Below are 2,482 nucleotides of genomic sequence, written 5' to 3' on the forward strand. Positions count from 1 at the left end.
ACATGGCCCGCCATGCGCCCGCGGACGGCGACGGCCGCGCAGCGGCTAACACTGCGCCCCCGACTGTGCCCCGCCGCCCCACCTATCCAGAACTGGAGGTGCTGGACTACTTCAGGGAAACCTGGTCCAGGGTGAGTACCGAGAGACAGTTGCGGCACTCGCTTGCGCACGTGCCCGGGAACGCCGGTCCGCTCAATTCGAGTAGCCTCGTGCACCGGTCGCTCTCGCTGATGCGCGAGCTGTCGCCGGGATATCTCCAGCAGTTCTTGTCGTACGTCGACGCCTTGTCGTGGCTGGAGCAGATGAACGGCGGCGGCGCCCTGGCGGATAAAGATGCGCCTCGCTCCGGGAGCGCCAGGAAGAGTGCCCGGGGCAAATCACGCTAGTAGCGCCGTATATCGTCAACTACAAGATGTCGAGCGTGGCACCGTCGTCTCAGAAGAGTGGCGCGCCGATCTATTGGACTAAGGTCCAATTGTTTCGCCAGAAAAATAGGAGCAGATTGCCTATGAGCAAGCGATTGTAGTGGCAGATCCGCGTTTCTCCCTGGGGATCTATTGGCCAACTGGAGCGAGCAATGCAAGCAATCAACACATTCAAGCTGATAGGTAGCGCATTGATCGTCGTGGTATCCCTCAATGCGTGGTCGCAGACTAGCGAACCCACTGCGACGTCGACTCAATCCACCGTGGCGCCCAGTGGGAAAACCGTCAGACAGGCGAATCGCGCACTCAGCAGCAAAGTGTTTCACGCGCTCACGAAAGGCGGCGTCAAGACTTCCGAACTTAACGTAATCGCAAAAGGCGGCGCAGTGGCGCTTGCGGGATCCGTTCCTGAGGCCAGCCAGATCGATAAGGCGGGCGCGATAACAAAGGGTGTGCCCGGTGTGACGTCCGTGAAGAATGATCTGACAATTAAAGAAGTGGGTCAGTAGTCCTTCTTGATCATGTCAACCGGCTCGCGCCGGCCGGATGACTCCCTGGAGAAGCGGGAGCGTGCAGCATGTCGTCTTCCTGCGGCCAACTGACTTCATGATAACGATCGCTTAACGGTTGTTCACGGAGAATGACATGCACAAGCAAACTGACTGTTGTCCGGTGGCCTCCTCCCATGGCGTGGGTAGACGTACTCTCCTGAAGACCGCGCTGGGCGTCGCAGCGGGTGGGCTCGCGGGAAGCATGGGGAGCATTGAATCGGTTTACGCGGCGGCGCTATCGAAGGCCGAGCGAGACAAGTTGACGCCGGACGAGATTATCGAGAGCTTCAAGCAGGGAAATAAACGCTTCCGTTTGGGCAAGATGCAGCCTCACGATTATTTGGCGCAAAAAAGAGCGACTGCCGCCGGGCAATATCCGGCGGCGGTGATCTTGAGTTGCATTGACTCGCGGGCTCCGGCCGAGATCATCCTCGATACGAGAATCGGAGATACCTTTAACGCGCGTATCGCGGGCAATATCGCTAATGACGATCTCATTGGAAGCCTGGAGTTCGCGTGTGCGGCGGCCGGCGCTAAAGTCATATTGGTCATGGGGCACACCGGATGCGGGGCAATCAAGGGAGCCATCGATCACGTTGAACTGGGAAACCTGACCGCTCTCCTGGCCAAGATCCGACCCGCTGTGGATGAAACGCAATACGCTGGCGACAGAAGCAGTAAGAATAATGAATTCGTCGATGCGGTAGCAAAAACCAATGTTCGACTGACGATCGACGCCATACGAAATGGCAGTACTGTGTTGGCCCCGATGGAAAAGGATGGAAAAATAAAAATGGTTGGGGCGATGTACCACTTGAACGGCGGCGTGGTCGAATTCTTTGCCTGACGTTTTTTCTTCCATACCCCAGGAGTATGGAAGTAGTTGTAATCGGACTTGGACAGCGCGACGCGTAGTTCGTAGCATTGTTCCAAGGAGATAAGCAATGACTGCAGAGCAAGTGAAGATCGAGGACGTCGAGACGATTCTGGTCGATGTCCCCACCATTCGTCCCCATCGGCTGTCCGTGGCAACGATAAATTGCCAAACCCTCGTCCTGGTCCGTATCCGTTGCTCGGACGGCATAGTCGGGCTGGGCGAAGGCACGACCATTGGCGGCCTCGCTTATGGCGAGGAGAGCCCGGAAAGCATCAAAGTCAATATCGACACCTACTTTGCGCCGCTGCTCAAAGGCCAACCGGCGACGCGGCCCGGCGCTGCGATGCGGCAGTTGCGTTCACACTATCAGGGCAACCGGTTCGCCAAATGCGCCATTGAAACCGCATTGTTCGACGCGCAGGCGCAGCGTTTGGGCGTTCCGCTGTCCGAATTGTTCGGCGGCCGCCTGACGGATTCGGTCCAGGTTGCATGGACCCTGGCAAGTGGCGATACCCAGCGCGATATAGAAGAAGCCCGGCAGATGCTGGAAACCCGGCGGCATCGGGTGTTCAAGCTGAAGATCGGCCGGCTTCCCGTGACCGACGACGTCGCGCATGTGCTCGCGATCC

The 2,482-nt window shown here is 58.1% G+C and carries 3 protein-coding genes and 1 pseudogene; all 4 read left to right on the plus strand.

Annotated features, from left to right (window positions below; genetic code table 11):
• Positions 1 to 386, plus strand: a 386-nt coding sequence (locus WCA53_RS14740) for a DUF2894 domain-containing protein (RefSeq protein ID WP_423911490.1), incomplete at its 5' end; no start/stop codon positions are given.
• A gap of 191 nt (positions 387 to 577) precedes the next feature.
• A complete protein-coding gene (locus tag WCA53_RS14745; protein ID WP_423911492.1) occupies positions 578 to 934 on the plus strand; it encodes a BON domain-containing protein in 357 nt (118 codons plus the stop codon).
• 136 nt (positions 935 to 1,070) lie between these two features.
• Entirely contained in the window at positions 1,071 to 1,823 is a 753-nt protein-coding gene (locus WCA53_RS14750) for a carbonic anhydrase family protein (protein ID WP_423911494.1), read from the plus strand.
• 97 nt (positions 1,824 to 1,920) lie between these two features.
• Positions 1,921 to 2,482, plus strand: a pseudogene (locus WCA53_RS14755) (muconate cycloisomerase); the annotation flags it as partial.

Source organism: Caballeronia sp., assembly GCF_049581465.1.
GTDB lineage: Bacteria > Pseudomonadota > Gammaproteobacteria > Burkholderiales > Burkholderiaceae > Caballeronia.